This is a genomic window from Kosakonia sp. CFBP8986 (assembly GCF_034044935.1).
GTDB lineage: Bacteria > Pseudomonadota > Gammaproteobacteria > Enterobacterales > Enterobacteriaceae > Kosakonia > Kosakonia cowanii.
In genome coordinates this window covers 589995-606421 of the sequence record NZ_JAXCXB010000003.1, presented here as the reverse complement: position 1 = coordinate 606421, position 16427 = coordinate 589995, and the positions used below count along the sequence as shown (strand labels likewise).

The 16427-nt window shown below is 58.9% G+C and carries 13 protein-coding genes; 5 read left to right on the top strand and 8 right to left on the bottom strand.

What is annotated here, in order from left to right:
- Positions 1 to 72: 72 nt before the first annotated feature.
- Positions 73 to 1587 carry a dGTPase gene (dgt, locus tag SOM48_RS09510; RefSeq protein ID WP_128483615.1) on the bottom strand — a complete coding sequence of 505 codons (1515 nt, stop codon included), beginning with the start codon at positions 1585 to 1587 and terminating at the stop codon, positions 73 to 75.
- A gap of 106 nt (positions 1588 to 1693) precedes the next feature.
- Between dgt and mtnN the strand changes: the two genes are divergently transcribed.
- The 3 genes from mtnN to SOM48_RS09495 are packed head-to-tail and all read left to right on the top strand — an operon-like array spanning position 1694 to position 3823.
- Complete coding sequence (mtnN, locus tag SOM48_RS09505) at positions 1694 to 2392, top strand: 5'-methylthioadenosine/S-adenosylhomocysteine nucleosidase (protein WP_042711574.1); 699 nt, start codon at positions 1694 to 1696, stop codon at positions 2390 to 2392.
- Positions 2385 to 3185 (top strand): vitamin B12 ABC transporter substrate-binding protein BtuF, encoded by an 801-nt coding sequence (btuF, locus tag SOM48_RS09500; RefSeq protein WP_139567582.1) that lies wholly within the window; start codon positions 2385 to 2387, stop codon positions 3183 to 3185. Before mtnN ends, btuF begins: the two co-directional genes overlap by 8 nt.
- A gap of 14 nt (positions 3186 to 3199) precedes the next feature.
- Complete coding sequence (locus SOM48_RS09495; protein ID WP_023480298.1) at positions 3200 to 3823, top strand: TRIC cation channel family protein; 624 nt, start codon at positions 3200 to 3202, stop codon at positions 3821 to 3823.
- Between the two features lie 41 nt (positions 3824 to 3864).
- On the opposite strand, the gene erpA is transcribed toward SOM48_RS09495, so the two are convergent.
- Positions 3865 to 4209, bottom strand: a complete 345-nt coding sequence (gene erpA, locus SOM48_RS09490) for an iron-sulfur cluster insertion protein ErpA (protein WP_023480429.1) — start codon at positions 4207 to 4209, stop codon at positions 3865 to 3867.
- An 81-nt stretch (positions 4210 to 4290) separates the two neighbouring features.
- A complete protein-coding gene (clcA, locus tag SOM48_RS09485; RefSeq protein WP_042711953.1) occupies positions 4291 to 5697 on the bottom strand; it encodes a H(+)/Cl(-) exchange transporter ClcA in 1407 nt (468 codons plus the stop codon).
- Positions 5698 to 5865: 168 nt separating this feature from the next.
- Here clcA and hemL point away from each other — a divergent pair, with 168 nt between their 5' ends.
- The gene (gene hemL / locus SOM48_RS09480; RefSeq protein WP_288880601.1) at positions 5866 to 7146 is read left to right on the top strand and encodes a glutamate-1-semialdehyde 2,1-aminomutase; all 1281 of its coding nucleotides are present in this window, start codon (positions 5866 to 5868) and stop codon (positions 7144 to 7146) included.
- On the top strand, positions 7146 to 7568 hold the full coding sequence (locus SOM48_RS09475) for a hypothetical protein (protein WP_320511841.1): 423 nt from the start codon (positions 7146 to 7148) through the stop codon (positions 7566 to 7568). Before hemL ends, SOM48_RS09475 begins: the two co-directional genes overlap by 1 nt.
- A 17-nt stretch (positions 7569 to 7585) precedes the next feature.
- Here the strand turns inward: SOM48_RS09475 and fhuB are convergent, their stop codons facing one another.
- The 5 genes from fhuB to mrcB all read right to left on the bottom strand — a co-directional run bounded on the left by fhuB (position 7586) and on the right by mrcB (position 16316).
- A complete protein-coding gene (gene fhuB / locus SOM48_RS09470; RefSeq protein ID WP_320511840.1) occupies positions 7586 to 9568 on the bottom strand; it encodes a Fe(3+)-hydroxamate ABC transporter permease FhuB in 1983 nt (660 codons plus the stop codon).
- Positions 9565 to 10455, bottom strand: coding sequence for a Fe(3+)-hydroxamate ABC transporter substrate-binding protein FhuD (gene fhuD, locus SOM48_RS09465; protein ID WP_320511839.1), 891 nt, complete (start codon positions 10453 to 10455; stop codon positions 9565 to 9567). Before fhuD ends, fhuB begins: the two co-directional genes overlap by 4 nt.
- Entirely contained in the window at positions 10455 to 11252 is a 798-nt protein-coding gene (fhuC, locus tag SOM48_RS09460; RefSeq protein ID WP_128483620.1) for a Fe3+-hydroxamate ABC transporter ATP-binding protein FhuC, read from the bottom strand. Before fhuC ends, fhuD begins: the two co-directional genes overlap by 1 nt.
- A gap of 49 nt (positions 11253 to 11301) precedes the next feature.
- Complete coding sequence (gene fhuA, locus SOM48_RS09455; RefSeq protein WP_319551474.1) at positions 11302 to 13551, bottom strand: ferrichrome porin FhuA; 2250 nt, start codon at positions 13549 to 13551, stop codon at positions 11302 to 11304.
- A 251-nt stretch (positions 13552 to 13802) separates the two neighbouring features.
- Positions 13803 to 16316, bottom strand: a complete 2514-nt coding sequence (mrcB, locus tag SOM48_RS09450; RefSeq protein WP_320511838.1) for a bifunctional glycosyl transferase/transpeptidase — start codon at positions 16314 to 16316, stop codon at positions 13803 to 13805.
- Positions 16317 to 16427 lie beyond the last annotated feature (111 nt).

Sequence of the window (16427 nt, the reverse complement as noted above, 5' to 3'; positions counted from 1 at the left end):
TAGCGTGAAGTTCAGGCCTTAAACCTCTGGAAAAAGTAAAAAAATATTGTCGCTCTTTACAATTCAGCGGGGTTATTCCACCGCCATTAAACGACGATATTCATCCCATGAATAAAGATCCGTCATTCCGCTAATATAGTCCTGAATTAATCGACAACGGTGATAATACTCCAGCACCGAATAGGCTTCGTCGTCAGGCGATAATTTGCTTACCGCTTCGACGTAGGCTAACCGGTGGCGCGTCGACAGTTTCTGGAACAGGCGCGATTCTATAGGAAAACGGCGCAGACGCTCTTTTTCCACCAGCTCGGTAAAGTCCGCCAGCGATAATTGCAACAAAGGTCGATAAATTTCCAGCAGCCCGCTGATAACGCGGTAGCCCTGTAATTCCAGCTGCTCCACATCGGGGTGGCTGAATACCTGTTTAATGGCGACGTTTTTATATAATTCAAGCAGCTGGCTGAAGCTGCTGTCATCTTCCAGCAACGCGTGGTTGAATTCGCCGCTGAAGATTTGTGGCAGGTTGTCAATAAAGCGCTGGGCGGCATAGGGCACCAGCTTATTAAGCGTGTTGACGCGCAAATACATAAAGAATTGATCTTCGGCGCTGCGGCTCATCGAATTCGCGCGCGATTTATCCCACGCATTTTCGACAACCTGAGCAAACAGCGAACCCTTTTCATGCTCGCCCCACGCCTCATAAAGATGCTGATAAAGCTGCTCGGCGGAAAATATACGCTTCTCAACCGCATCTTCGAGATCGGCCACGCAATAGGAGATGTCATCCGCGGCTTCCATTATCCAGGTCAATGGAAAACGGCTATAGGTATCGAGGTTTAACTCTTTACGCAGCCGCTCGACGTACGCCTCTTCGGAGAAATAGTAGCCGGGCTTTTTCATTAAATAGCTGTGGGAAGCGGGCGGGTCCCCGACCCACCACGCCGGGCGGGTATATTTTAAAATACAGCCGACCTGCGCCCAAGTCAGGTTCATGCGCATCAGGGTATGCACCATGCGAATACCCTGCGCGTTCCCTTCGAAGTGGCTTAAATCGTGGCGCACTTTACTGCGCAGCGCGTTGAGCGTCCCCTCCCCTTCGCGCAGGCGCAGAGCCATCACTTCGCAGCGATCGTCACCAAGCGGCTCGCCGAGGGCATCGTCCGGAGCCAGCCGCTGGCGGAACCAGTCATTAATCGCCGCTTCACCAAAGTGGCCGAACGGCGGGTTGCCGATATCGTGCATCAGGCAGGCCATCTCGACGATGCTCTCAAACGGCCCGGTTAACTCATCCAGTCCATACTTTTCCAGCAGGCGCTGCTCTTTCAGCCGGCTTAAAATCTCTTTGGCGATATAGCGCCCGACCTGCTGAACTTCCATAGAGTGCGTTAAACGTGTGCGAACCGCCGCGTTACGCTCAAGAGGAAAGACCTGGGTTTTCTGCTGCAAACGCCGGATGGCGGCGGAGTTGATAATACGCCCGCGATCGCTTTCGAAGATCCGCAGGATCTCATGTTCGGTTTTCACGCCCTGTGGCGAGCGATACCGGCGATGCCAGTTGATCTTGTTGCGAAAATCGATGTCGTCCATTTCCTCTCCTCTACGCAGGCGCACGGGGTGTCATGCAATTGTGTATGCCATGATAGACTATGCCCTGTAAACCTATTCCTGCCTTATCACATTAGCGAGTATCTCCATGAAAATTGGCATCATTGGTGCAATGGAAGAAGAAGTTACGCTGCTGCGTGACAAAATCGAAAACCGTCAGACGCTGAACATTGGCGGAAGCGAAATTTACACCGGTACGCTGAATGGCACAGACGTGGCCCTGCTCAAGTCCGGCATTGGCAAAGTTGCCGCCGCGATGGGCGCTACCCTGCTGCTGGAGCACTGCAAGCCGGATGTGATTATCAATACCGGCTCCGCAGGCGGCCTGGCACCAACCCTGAAAGTGGGCGATATCGTGGTTTCTGATGAAGCGCGTTATCACGATGCCGACGTTACCGCCTTTGGCTATGAGTATGGTCAGCTGCCGGGCTGCCCGGCGGGCTTTAAAGCCGATGAGAAGCTGGTGCTGGCGGCAGAAGCCTGCATCGGCGAGCTGAACCTGAACGCGGTGCGCGGGCTGATTGTTAGCGGCGATGCGTTCATCAACGGTTCCGTGGGCCTGGCAAAAATTCGCCACAACTTCCCGCAGGCAGTTGCCGTTGAGATGGAAGCGACCGCTATCGCTCACGTTTGCCACAACTTTGGCGTGCCGTTTGTGGTGGTTCGCGCCATCTCCGACGTGGCGGACCAGCAGTCTCACCTGAGCTTTGATGAGTTCCTGGTGGTGGCGGCAAAACAGTCCAGCCTGATGGTTGAAACCCTGGTGCAGAAACTGGCACGTGGGTAATCCCCTTTTCAGGGCGCTCGCCGCCCTGCTTCTATTTCTGCCGGCGTGGCTCTTCGCTGCGCCGCGCGTCATTTCGCTCTCTCCGGCCAATACCGAACTGGCTTTCGCCGCCGGTATCACGCCCGTCGCCGTCAGCAGTTACTCCGACTATCCCCCCGCCGCCGCGCAGATTGAGCAGGTTGCCAGCTGGCAAGGGATAAACCTCGAACGCATCCTCGCCCTGAAGCCCGATGTGGTGCTGGCCTGGCGCGGAGGCAACCCGGAGCGTCAGGTCGATCAGCTGAAAAAGTTTGGCATCCGCGTGATGTGGATTGATGCCGTCTCCATTGAAGAGGTCGCGCAGACGCTGCGCCATCTCGCCCCTTACAGCCCGCAGCCCGCGCAGGCTGAGCAGGCGGCGCAACAGCTAATGAGCGCGTATGAGACGTTAAAGTCCCGCTACGCAGCACAGCCGAAAAAACGCGTCTTTATGCAGTTCGGCACGCAGCCGCTCTTTACCAGCGGGAAAGGATCGATTCAACACCAGGTGGTGGAGCTATGTGGCGGGGAGAATATCTTTGCCGAAAGCCGCGTGCCCTGGCCGCAGGTGAGCCGTGAACAGGTGCTGGCGCGCCATCCGCAGGCAATTATCCTCGCCGGTGAAGAGAAGGCGCAAACACGCGTGAAACAGTTCTGGGGCGACCAGCTGAATGTGCCGATTATTTCTCTGCATGATGACTGGTTTGAACGGGCGAGCCCGCGTATTATCCTCGCCGCTCAACAACTCTGTTCTGCCCTTGCGCAGGTGAAATAACCGGGGAATCAACCATGCTGGTCTACTGGCTGGATATTATCGGCACCGCCGTTTTTGCCATCTCAGGCGTTCTGCTTGCCGGAAAGTTGCGGATGGATCCTTTTGGCGTGCTGGTGCTGGGCGTGGTGACCGCGGTCGGCGGCGGTACCATTCGCGATATGGCGCTGGCGCACGGGCCGGTCTTTTGGGTGAAAGATCCCACCGATCTGGTGGTGGCGATGGTCACCTGCATGTTAACCATTATTTTAGTGCGCCAGCCGCGCCGCTTGCCGAAGTGGATATTGCCGGTGCTGGATGCGGTCGGTCTGGCGGTGTTTGTCGGTATTGGCGTTAATAAAGCGTTTCTCGCCGGCACCGGGCCACTGGTGGCGATCTGTATGGGCGTAGTGACGGGCGTCGGCGGCGGCATTATTCGTGATGTGCTGGCACGTGAAATACCAATGATCTTGCGCACCGAAATTTACGCCACGGCCTGTATTGCGGGTGGCATCGTCCATGCTACGGCGTTCTATGTTTTTGCCGTGCCGCTGGAGTCAGCGAGTATGGTAGGAATGGTCGTCACGCTGGTGATTCGCCTGGCGGCGATCCGCTGGCACCTGAAGCTGCCAACCTTTGCGCTGGATGAAGCGGGGCGTTAAAAAGCGGAGTAAATGCCGGTATTACCCGGCATTTCACGTAATCAGATGCTGAACGACGAACCGCAGCCGCAGGTGCTGGTCGCGTTCGGGTTAGTCACCACGAAGCGGGAACCTTCCAGACCTTCGGTGTAATCCACCGAACCACCCACCAGGTATTGCAGGCTCATCGGGTCAACCACCAGGCCAACGCCCTGCTTCTCAATGGTCATATCGCCGTCGTTAATCTGATCGTCAAAGGTAAAACCGTACTGGAAGCCGCTGCAACCACCACCGGTGATGTAGACACGCAGTTTCAGATTAGGGTTCTCTTCGTCCGCGATCAGGCTTTTTACTTTATTGGCTGCTGCGTCGGTAAACTGCAGCGGCAGCGCTACGTCATCACTCATGTCTTGCTCCCGTTAATACGTCGACCTGGGCAAATATTGACCCGATCATGGCGGCTATTATCCATTAGGGTAGTCAATCGTTCAAGTATTCTCCCGCGGCAGCGCACGCTCAGCGGCGGCCTCCTGCCTGGCAAGCGTACGTGCCAGGATAGCGGAATAGAGCGGTTTACCGCCCAAAAACTGGGCTAACAGTGTCGCACCAAGGCAGGTAATGATCATTGGCAAAATAAGCTGATAATTGTCAGTCATTTCCAAAACTAGCACAATTCCGGTCAATGGCGCGCGCAGCGAGGCGGCGAGTAACGCCCCCATTCCGGCAACGGCAAAGGTCGCTGCATCAAGCTGATAATGGGGAAAAATCGCCATGCTCGCCGCGCCGAAAGCCATGCCGAGCACCGTACCTAACGACAGCATCGGCGCAAAAATCCCGCCCGGCGCGCCGGAGCTAAAGCAGAGCAGCGTCATCGCCACGCGGATCAGAAAGATAAACAGCAGCGCGCTGAGGCCATAATTCCCTGCAGACGCGATAGGGATCAGCGCAAAACCGCCGCCGGAGAGCGCAGGAGCCATCAGGCCGAGCACGCCGCAGGTTCCGCCAATCAGGCCGCCGATCAGCACCCACTTTCCGGTCTTCCCGCCGTGCAGGCGTTGAAACAGATCCTGGGTACGCAGCACCAGCGTGTTAAACAGCGGGCCGATACAGCCAAACACCATTCCCAGCAGCAGATAGAGCCACAAAGTGTTTACCGGTGCGTTACTCAACTTACCGACATCGATAACCGCCGCTTCGCCGTTGAACAGGCGAAAGACGATGCTCGACATGATCACGCCGGTAAAGACGGCTTTGATGGAGATAAGGTTGTAGTGAAATTGCGAGCGCATCTCCTCAATGATAAAGAGAATGCCCGCCAGCGGCGCGTTAAAGGCCGCAGAGAGCCCCGCCGCCGCGCCGGTTGCCAGCAGAGTGTGGCGCGCTTCGCCGCTGCGCAGACGAAAGAGATCGCACACCATCCGTCCGACGTTGCCGCCAATCTGCACCGTTGGCCCTTCGCGCCCGAGCACCATGCCCGCGCCCAGCGTGCCCATGCCGCCGAAAAACTTCACCGGCAGCACGCGCCACCAGCGCACCGGGCGCAGATCTTCCAGCGCACCTTCGATCTCCGGAATACCGGAGCCGCCCGCTTCCGGCGCGAAGCGGCGCACCAAAAAGTAGCCAATCATCGCCAGCAGCGCCGAGGCGATAAAGGCCAGCGGCCAGACGACAGCGCTGTTCGCCACCTGCGCCAGCGCGCCGATGCGCAGGTTGATCACCGCGTTAACCGCTTTTTCAAAGGCGACGCCCACCAGTCCGGTAAGCGTTCCCGCCACGGCCGCCACCACGAGGATCGCCAGCGGCGTTTTATCACGTTGCAGCATGCGGCGCAGAATATCTCTGCGTCGGCGTCGTTCAACCTGCTGCTGTTCAAATGAGGGAGTGTTTTCTGACATTGGCTCTGATACGTCATACAAAAGGAGTATTGTAGCCACCCGTTGCCGCCGCGTCGCGGGCAAAATCCCTGCAAAATATGTCCTTCTTCCCGGCAAAACTTTCATCCGCTTCCGGTAATCACATAGAATGAGCGGCAACGATTTTTTCCAGCAACCAGGAATGAAAGCATGAGTAAGTCTGAAAACCTCTTTAATACAGCGCGACAGCTTATCCCTGGCGGGGTCAATTCACCGGTACGCGCCTTCACCGGCGTTGGCGGTACGCCGCTGTTTATCGAGCGGGCTGACGGAGCTTATCTGTACGATGCCGACGGCAAAGCCTATATCGACTACGTCGGCTCCTGGGGACCGATGGTGCTGGGCCACAACCACCCGGCAATCCGCAATGCGGTGATTGAAGCGGCCAGCCGCGGGCTGAGCTTCGGCGCGCCGACCGAGATGGAAGTGAAAATGGCGGAGCTGGTGACCGAACTGGTTCCGACCATGGATATGGTGCGTATGGTCAACTCTGGCACCGAAGCGACAATGAGCGCCATCCGCCTCGCGCGCGGTTTTACCCATCGCGACAAAATCATCAAATTTGAGGGCTGCTACCATGGCCACGCCGACTGCCTGCTGGTGAAAGCGGGTTCCGGTGCGTTAACCCTCGGTCAGCCGAACTCACCCGGTGTACCGGCAGATTTCGCTAAGCACACCCTCACCTGCACCTATAACGATCTCGACTCGGTGCGCGCAGCGTTCGAGCAGTATCCGCAGGATATCGCCTGTATCATCGTTGAGCCGGTCGCAGGCAATATGAACTGCGTACCGCCGCTGCCGGAGTTCCTGCCGGGCCTGCGTGCGCTGTGCGATGAGTTTGGCGCGCTGCTGATTATCGATGAAGTGATGACCGGTTTCCGCGTCGCGCTGGCGGGCGCACAGGCCTACTACGATGTGGTGCCGGATCTGACCTGCCTTGGCAAAATCATCGGCGGCGGGATGCCGGTAGGCGCCTTCGGCGGTCGCCGCGACGTGATGGAAGCGCTGGCACCGACCGGGCCGGTCTACCAGGCGGGCACCCTCTCCGGTAACCCGATTGCGATGGCCGCGGGCTTCGCCTGTCTGAACGAAGTGGCGCAGCCGGGCATTCACTCTACCCTGACCGATCTGACGACTCGCCTGGCGGAAGGTCTGCTGAACGCCGCGCAGGAAGCGGGCATTGGGCTGGTGGTTAACCATGTCGGTGGGATGTTCGGTCTCTTCTTTACCGATGCGCAGAGCGTGACCAGCTATCAGGATGTGGTGAAGTGCGATGTTGAGCGCTTTAAACGCTTCTTCCACCTGATGCTGGAGGAAGGGGTTTACCTGGCACCGTCCGCGTTTGAAGCGGGCTTTATGTCCGTTGCCCACAGCGTTGAGGATATCGATAACACCATCGACGCCGCAAAGCGCGCCTTCACGAAGCTGTAATGCCGTGCCGGGTGGCGGCTACGCCTTACCCGGCCTACGAAATCATCGTGCAGTCATTGGTAAATGCCGGATGGCACTACGTTTATCCGGCCTACAAAAACACCGTGATGCCATCGGGAAATGCCGGATGGCGCTGCGCTTATCCGGCCTACAACACCATCGTGATGCCATCGGGAAATGCCGGATGGCACTACGTTTATCCGGCCTACAAAACCACCGTGCTGCCATCAGGAATTGCCGGATGGTGCTGCGCTTATCCGGCCTACGAAATCATCGTGCAGTCATTGGTAAATGCCGGATGGCACTACGTTTATCCGGCCTACAAAACCACCGTGCTGCCATCGGGAATTGCCGGATGGCGCTCACGCTTATCCGGCCTACAAAATCGGGTTCTCAGCCTTCGTAGGCCCGGTAAGCGTTAGCGCCACCGGGCATTTTTTTAGCGGCTCTGCTTTCTCAGCAGATAGATAAAGTACGGCGCGCCGATAAAGGTCGAGAGCAGCCCCGCCGGGATCTGGAACGGAAACAGCACCATCCGCCCGCACCAGTCGGCAAACACCAGCAACACGCCCCCCACCAGCGCGGAGATGACCATATGCGGCATCGTGCGGCGAAAGCCCATCATGCGCGCGATATGCGGTGCCATCAGCCCGACAAAGCTGAGCGGCCCGATGGTCATTGTCGCCGCCGCCGTCAGCGCTGCCGCCAGCAGCAGCAGCACGACACGCGACGAGGTCAGGGCCATCCCTACCGAGCGCGCACTCTCCCCGCCGAGCGGCAGGATCATCAGCCAGCGGCGGCACAGCGGGGTTAACGCCAGCAGCACCACCATCACCACCGCGCTGCGCACCACCAGCTCCCCGGAAGCGTTATAGGTACTGCCGGAGATCCAGGTCAGGATCGTCGCCATGCGCGGATCGCCGCTCGCCTGCAACATCATCAACAGCATGGTAAAGGCGGTACTGAGCGCCATCCCCGCCAGCAGCATGCGGTGCGGCGAAAAGCCGCCGCGCCCGGCGGCGAGCATAATGATCAATAGCGTTGCCGCCGCGCCAAGGCTTCCGGCGGGCAGCAGCCAGCCAAAAGCGTTGCCCGGCACAAAAAAGAGCATCAACACCACGCCAAACGCCGCGCCGGAGCTGATGCCCAGCACTTCCGGGCTGGCCATCGGATTACCGGTCAGGCGCTGGATAATGCACCCGGCCACCGCCAGCATCATCCCGGCGGTCAGCGCGGCAATAATGCGCGGCCAGCGCCAGGGCAGCAGTTGATCCAGCAGCGTACCGCTGGCCCACTGCCAGCCGTGCGCATCGCGGCCAAAACTGAGCGCCGCCCACATCGCCAGCAGCAGTAACAACACGCCGCCCAGCGCAAACCACATCACATGCCCGCGCTCGGGGCGGACCTTATCGCCACCATCCATTGCCGGGGCGCTCATACTGCGCAGGCGCGGCAGCAGCCACAGCAGCAGCGGTGCGCCAATCAGCGCCGTCATCGACCCGGTGGAGGCCTCCATCCAGATACGCGTCAGCCAGAGGATCACCTGATCGGAGAGCCAGAGGATCAGCGCGCCAATCAGCGGAGCCAGCATCAGGCGCGTCAGCAGACGCCGCGCGCCGAGCATCTTCGCCAGCAGCGGCGCGAAGAGGCCGATAAACCCGATAATGCCAACCGCGTTAACCAGCAGCGCGCTGAGGGCAATTGCCAGCGTTAACGCCGCCAGCCGCGCCAGCGACAGCGCCAGACCAAGGTTACGCGCCACACCATCATCCAGCCCCATTAAGGTCAGCGGGCGCAGCAGCAGCAGCGTTAACACCGTGCCGCCAAGCAGCTGCGGCCAGAGACGCTGCACCACGCTCCAGTCGGTCTGCGTCAGCGTACCGGTGCTCCACAAAAACATGCTTTGCAGCTGATCGTGGTGAAACAGCGCCAAAAGCTGGTTGATCGCCCCGCAGTAGAGGCTCACCACCAGGCCCGCAAGAATCAGAGTTACTGGAGAGAGCCGTTTTCCCCACGCTACGCCAAACACCAGCGCGCCGACGGCGCAGGCACCGAGCAGCGCCGCAAACTGCGATGCCATTACGCCCGGGATCGCCCACAGCGTGGTGATAGTGATGCCGAGCTGCGCGCCGGTCGCCACGCCAAGGGTGGTCGGCTCCGCCAGCGGGTTACGCAACACCTGCTGGAACAGCACGCCCACCAGCCCAAGCCCGGCGCCGACCAGCAGCGAGATCGCCAGGCGCGGCAGCAGGCTGTAGTGAAACAGCATCTGATCGATACGATCGATATTTGGCGTAAACAGCGCCTGCCCCCACTGGGCGCGCGGCAGCGCAAGGGTGAGGTTGTACCAGGTTAGCCCGGCCGCCAGCATAAACAGCACCGCCAGCAGCAGCGCCGATGAGAGGGAGAAACGACGGATCATGCCCGGCCTCCCAGCGCGTTATCCAGCACGCGGGTGAAATGCATGGCGGAGAGTGTCGCGCCATAGAACCAGACCGCCGGCACGCGCTGAAAACGCCCCTGGCGCACAAACGGCATCGCCTGCCAGAGCGGTGTCGCCATCACTTTTTGCATATCCTGTTCATTATTGTGATCAAAGCAGATCACATCCGCATCTTTGTAGGCGGCAAGCCTATCGATGCCGACCGCCACGCTGCCCCAGAAGGTCTGCTCGCCCTGCCAGGCGTTACGAATGCCGAAATCATCAAGCACTTCCTGGAACAGGCAGTTGGCACCAAATACCAGCACATGGCGCGGATCGAGCAATGTAATCATCAGCAGCGGGCGGTCGCCGCGCCGGGCAAAGCGCGGCTTTGTAGCGCTCATCAGCGCATCGAACTGCGCGAGATGCTGTTTCGCCTGCGCCTCTTTGTTGAGCAACTGCGCCATCTCGCTCAGCGAGCGTCGGGCCATCGCCAGCGGCTTTTTGCCGTCGCTAAAGGTAAACCCGCGCCCCGGCGCAATGGTCGCCAGCTTCGCTTCGGAGGGGCCATAGCCCGCCGACCAGACCAGCAGCGAGGGCTTCATCTGCGTCAGCAGTTCGAGGTTCGGTTCGGTACGCAGGCCAATATCAATAACCGATGCTGGCAGCGACGGTTCGTTGACCCAGGTGTTGTAATTTTGCACATCGGCGACGCCGTAGGGCATCACGCCCAGCGCCAGCAGCAGCTCAACCGGCAGCCACTCAAGAGCGACTACGCGCTGCGGATCGACGCTTGCGGCCTTTGCACCGCGCATCTGCCAGAGCAACGGCGACAGCGCCATCGCCGTCAGTAAACGCCGACGGCTGATTTCAGGAATAGCGGCCATCAGTAGACGAAGCTCACGGGCGCGGCACCGGCCGGATGCGGCAGGATCCCCATCGGGATCCCGTAAATCTGCTCCAGTGTTTCGGCGCGCATTAAGGCTTCCGGCGCACCTTCGGCGATCATCTCACCGCCACGCAGCGCCACCAGATAGTCACAGTAGCGTGCCGCCATATTGATATCGTGCAGCACGGCAATTACCGTCAGCCCGCGTTGCTGGCTTAAGCGGTGCACCAGCGCCAGCACATCGACCTGATGGGCGATATCAAGCGCGGAGGTCGGCTCATCAAGCAGCAGGCAGCGGCTATCCTGCGCCACCAGCATGGCAATCCACGCACGCTGGCGTTCGCCACCGGAGAGGCTATCCACCAGCCGGTGCGCCAGCGGTTTTAAACCGACCAGCGCAATCGCCTCCTCCACTTTCTCGCGGTCAGCCACGCCAAAACGCCCCAGTGCCCCGTGCCACGGATACCGCCCAATCGCCACCAGTTCGCGCACGGTCATCCCTTCCGCCTGCGGCAGCTGCTGCGGCAGATAGGCAACTTTGCGGGCGAAGGATTTGCTGCTCCAGCTCTCAAGCGGCTGCCCGTCGAGCAGAATATCGCCCGCAGAGGGCGCCTGATGGCGGCCAAGCATCTTCAGCAGCGTCGATTTACCCGAGCCGTTATGACCAATCAGGCCGGTCACTTTCCCGCCAGGGAAGGTCAACGACAGCGGATGCAGCAGCGTGCGTCCCGGCACGCGAAAGGTGACATCGTTCAGTTGAAAGGTGGTATCGGGAAGCGTTTTGTTTTCCTGCATGGTTGCCAACTTGTCAGAGGGCACGGCGAACCGTGCCCGAAGAGAAAGATTAGAAGCGGAAGGTTGCGGTTGCCGTCACCTGTCGTTCAGCGCCCCAGAAGCAGCCGTAGCTGTTAAAGCAGCTGGCGACATACTCACGGTCGAACAGGTTATTGACGTGCAGGGCGACATTGGAGCCCGCCATACCCAGGCGCGCCAGATCGTAACGCACCAGCGCATCAACGACGGTGGCGCTACCGACTTTAAACGAGTTCGCCGGATCGCCGAAGCTTGAGCCGGTGAAGCGCGCGCCGGTACCCAGCGTCAGGCCGGAAAGCGCGCCATCATAGAAGGTGTAATCTCCCCACAGCGAAGCCATATGTTTTGGCACTTGCGGCGGGGTATTACCTTTCAGTTTGGTGTCGGTGGTGTATTCCGCTTGCGTATAGGTGTAGGAGCCGACCACGTTGAGGTTGGCGGAGAGCGCCGCTTTGGCTTCCAGCTCCACGCCGCGCGAACGCACTTTGCCGCCCTCAACTGACCAGACCGATCCCGCAGGGTCGGCCATCAGGTTGTTGCTCTTGGTCAGCTGATAGAGCGCGCCGGTCAGCACAATCGGCCGATCGCTCGGGCTGTATTTCACCCCGGCTTCATACTGTTTGCCTTTCGAGGGAGCGAAAATCGCGCCGTTCGCACCGGAGGTGGATGACGGTTCGAAGGATTCGCTGTAGCTGAAGTATGGCGTGACGCCATTATCAAACAGGTAGTTAACGCCGCCGCGCCAGCTGAACTGCTTATCGTCACGGGTTGTGGTGATGCCAGTCTCGCGGTTAAACGCGCTCTGCTTCGCCCAGTCGTAACGGCCGCCCAGCGTAACCAGCACCTTCTCCCACTGCGCCTGATCCTGCGCATAGAGGCCGGTCTGTTTCTGGCGGTTAAGAATGCGGTAAGCGCCAGACGGACCAGAGTGGGCAGCGAAATCGAAATCGCCGCGATCGAGGTTATAGATATCCGATGGCGCAACCGATCCCGCATAGCCAAACCACGAGTCGATGTCGTTACGCATACGCATAAAGTCGACGCCGGTCAGCAGCGTATGGTCGACAGACCCAGTGGCAAAGGTGCTCTGCAACTGCGTATCGACCGAGAAGTTCTGCAACTTCTCGTTATCAATCACATACTGGCGCGTCAGGTAGTGGTTCCACTGCGACGGCGCGATGCTGGCACAAGGGCTTTTTTTTGCATCGGCAGTGTAGAGCGGATCAGAGCACATACCGTAACCGTAGACGCTGTTTTGCGAGGTTTTGTTCTCGGCGTAGCGCAGGTTCTGGCGCACGGTAAAGGTATCGTCGAAGGCATGCTCAAAGCTGTAACCGACCATCTTCTGGTTACGGGAGTAAGTGTTGTTCTTTGCGCCTTCATTGAAGCTGGTCGGCAGGCGTTTGCCGTTCGGCAGCGGTTCAACGGTCCCCTCTTTCGGCAACCAGCCGTAATAGCCGGTGTCAGGCTCATTCTGGAAATAGGAGAGGAAGGTGAAGTTGGTTTTATCATCCGGCCGCCAGCTAAAGGAGGGAGCGATGGTATAACGCTGCTCTTTTTTCCCGTCCTGCTGCGCATTAGCAGAGCGCGCCAGGCCGGTCAGGCGATAGGAGTAAACACCGTCGTCATCCAGCGCGTCGCTGAAATCAAACCCGGTCTGAAACAGGCTATTGGTGCCGGCTTTAAACTGGATTTCGTGCAGCGGCATGGTGGTCGGGCGCTTGCTGACCATATTCATCAGGCCGCCGGGGCTGCTTTTTCCGTAGAGCACGGAGGTTGGCCCGCGCAGCAACTCTACGCGTTCCAGCATATAGGGATCGATCACCGCGTCGTTATAGAAGTTGCCCTGCAACTTCAGGCCGTCGAGGTAGTTATTCTGGCTTTGGTTATCAGCGGCAAAACCGCGGATGATCAGCTGATCGTAAGTATTGGAAGCCCCGCGCGTGCCCACGCTGACGCCCGGCGTGTAGCTCAGGGCCTCTTTTGCCGATTTCGGCTGGTGCAGCGCGATCTCTTCGGCAGTGACGACGGAAATGGACTGCGGCGTTTTTTCCAGCGGCATATCCGTTTTTGTCGCGGTCGCGGTATGTTTCGCCGCGATGGTCGCCGCCGGCCCCCACGCATTCTCTTGCGGCGCGGCGGTGGTGACGGTGATGGTTTCTTCTTTTGAGGTGGTGGCAGCCTGTGCATAAACAGACATGCCGCTAACCGCTGTGGCTACTACGACTGCGAGAGTACGCAGCGTAAAAGTGACTGGCTGAGCAGTTGTTGGACGCGCCATGAGTGTATCTCTGATTCAGTAAGTGAACGTTAACGTAAACGAGAATTATTATTATGACCGCAGAATAATATGCGAAGCGCTCAGTGCATAGCAAGCGCAATGCCGCCCGGCGGGGCTTAACAGCAAAGAATTAGTCGCTGTAAAAGCAGGATGTTAATTGCATGAAGAAAGGAATTTAACGCAGCGTTATTTGAATGTATCAGAAAGGACAAAATAAAAACCCCGGTCTGCTGAACCGGGGTTTTTTATCACTAGTTACTGCCGAACATATCTTTAATCCAGCCCGCTACGCCGTCGCTCTTCTGCTCCTGCTGCGGCTGTTGTTGCTGCGGCTGTTGCGGCTGCGTCGACTGATCGAACGGGTTGCCCGTTTGCGGCTGCATCATCTGGCTTTGCTGGCACAGCGCGTCCGGATTGGTGGTCCAGACCGGCAGCTGACGTACGCCACCGCCGCCGCAGATAAAGTTACCCATATCATCAACGCCGATGTTGGTGATGTCCTCCGGCGGCGTCAGATCCAGCGGGATCGGCGACTGGTTTTGCAGATAACGCTGGTAAATCGCCATCGCGCCGCTGGCACCATACAGCTTGGTCGGCTGGTTATTATCGCGGCCAACCCAGGTGATGGTCACTTCACGCCCGTCGATGCCGGCAAACCAGGTATCAACGTTGTTGTTGGTGGTACCGGTTTTCCCCGCCAGGTGCAGGCCCGGATACTTCGCGCCAAGCTGGCGACCCGTTCCGCGCTGAACCACCTGCTGCATAGTCCACAGCGTCATGTAGGCCGCCTGAGCAGGCACCACACGTTCCGCCTGCGGGTAGCTCTGATAAAGCACCGTGCCATCTTCAGCAATCACCGAACGCAGCGCGGAAAGTTGCGCACGGTTACCGCCGCTGGCGATGGTCTGGAAGGCCTGCGCCACTTCAATCGGCGTCAGGTTGAGCGCGCCCAGCAGCATTGACGGCATACCGTTCAGCTGATTTTTCGGCGCACCGAGTTTCTCCCAGGTATCCGTCACCGCCGGTAAGCCTACCGCCATGCCGAGGTTAACGGTCGGCACGTTCATCGAGCGCGTCAGCGCATCCACCAGCATCACCTGACCGCTGAAGCGGCGATCGTCGTTCTGCGGCGACCACACCTGGCCGTTGGAGAGGCGCAGCGAAATCGGCGCATCCGCAATCCAGGTATTCAGGCGATAGGTATTTGGCTGGCTCAGCGCCGTCAGGTAGGTTGCCGGTTTCGCCAGCGAGCCGATAGAGCGACGCGCCTGCATCGCACGGTTATAACCGGCAAACTGCGGTGTCGCACCGCCCACCATCGCGCGGACTTCACCGGTGTAGCGATCGACCACCACCATCGCGGTTTCCAGATCCGACAGCTTGCGCTGTTTGATCAGCAGCGGAATGCCCTCTACCGCCGCTTTTTCGGCAGCATCCTGCGCCACCGAGTCAAAGGTGGTGAAGATCTTCACGCCGGAGAGATCTTTGACTTTATCGCCGAGTTTGCTCTGCAGCTCCTGGCGCACCATCTGCATAAATGCTGGCTGCGGCGAGATCACCCCACCACGCGGCTGCACGCCGAGCGGACGGGCGCTGAGCATGTCATACAGCTCCTGGTCAATCACGCTCTGCTGTTGCAGCAGACGCAGCACCAGGTTACGGCGCTCAAGGGCCAGTTTCGGGTTACGCCACGGGTTATAAATCGACGCCCCTTTTACCATCCCGACCAGCAGCGCCTGCTGATCGAGGCTCAGCTCTTCAACCGGACGACCAAAGTAGTAGAGGCTCGCCAGCGGGAAACCGCGGATTTCGTTATCGCCGCTCTGACCGAGGTAGACCTCGTTCATATAGAGCTCAAGGATGCGATCCTTGCTGTAGCGGGCATCCATGATCAGCGCCATATAGGCTTCGTTGGCTTTACGCCAGTAGGAGCGCTCGCTGCTCAGGAAGAGGTTTTTCACCAGCTGCTGGGTCAGCGTACTCGCCCCCTGCACCGTGCGACCCGCGGTAAGGTTCGCCAGCATCGCACGGCCAATGGAGTAGAAGCTGATGCCGTCATGCTCGTAGAAGTGGCGGTCTTCCGTCGCCAGAAGCGTGTCGACCAGCAGATCCGGGAAGCCGTTACGCGCAACAAACAGGCGCTGCTCGCCGTTCGGCGAAGAGAGCATGGTGATCAGGCGCGGATCGAGACGGAAGAAACCGAACTGGCGGTTGCTGTCCATATTCTCAATCGTCTCCAGGCGATCGCCGTCAAAGGTCAGACGCGCGCGCACCTGGCCCTCTTTGCTGTCCGGGAAATCAAACGGACGGCGGATCATCTCGATGCTTTTCGCCTGCACGGTGAACTCACCGGGACGCGTCATCTTGGTCACTTCGCGGTACTGCGTCGCCTCCAGCAGCTTGACCATCTCATTTTTGCTGATGGCCATATCCGGCTCGAGGTTGACCATACGGCCATAGACGGCGGCAGGCAGCTGCCATACTTTACCGTCGATACGGGCGCGGATTTTCTGATCCAGATAGACGCCATAAATGGCAAACAGCACTGCGCAAACAATGAAAATTTTCAGCAGCAGCCAGAACCAGCCGCGTTTACCGCGGGGCTTCTTGCCTCTGCCTCTTCCCTTTTTCGGCACTGCGTTTTCCTCTTCATCATCGTATTCGTCATACTCTTCATCACGAACGCGACGACGACTGATTTTCTCTTTTGCCGGGCGCGCAGGTTTCCCCTTGCGTCCAATTGGCTCGCGGTCATTCCCCGCCATGCTTTACTCTCCGCAACGTTCAGGCGCAAGGGCCCGATTCTCAGCTCTTCGGCCTACAGGCAGAAGAAGAACTCTCTCAATTTATACCACTGCTGAATGACGCTATACGCA